Below are 313 nucleotides of genomic sequence, written 5' to 3'. Positions count from 1 at the left end.
CCACCCAACATTTTGAGTAGAAATGCTGTGAGAGTTCACATGAGGTGGAAGGTGGCATTAGCGGATGTCCTGATAGTGGTTGCGCTCTGCGGGCCGCTTTATGGGCTCGCCTTAGAGCGGAGCTACCAAGTGTCGCTACCGCGCTCGCCGGAGCCCCAGACTGGGCACGTAATCCCTCGAAACAATCACGGGGTGGTCGTCTACTACTCCGAGGACGAGGTATCCCAACTGCGCGATCTTTGGATGGGTGGGGCACTCGTTGGTATCGTGGGTGGGCTGATACACAAGTACAGCAAGTGACCGCTTCCGACCC

The 313-nt window shown here is 57.5% G+C and carries 1 protein-coding gene; it reads left to right on the top strand.

Annotated elements, in window-relative coordinates:
• A partial coding sequence (locus JHD67_RS22550; protein WP_233172184.1) for a hypothetical protein occupies positions 1-300 on the top strand: 300 nt, incomplete at its 5' end.
• Between the last annotated feature and the right edge of the window lie 13 nt (positions 301-313).

The organism is Dyella sp. ASV21 (assembly GCF_016428975.1).
In the GTDB taxonomy this organism is placed as follows: Bacteria; Pseudomonadota; Gammaproteobacteria; order Xanthomonadales; family Rhodanobacteraceae; genus Dyella.
The sequence above is the reverse complement of the archived record's forward strand: the minus strand, read 5'-3'. Positions and strand labels throughout refer to the sequence as shown.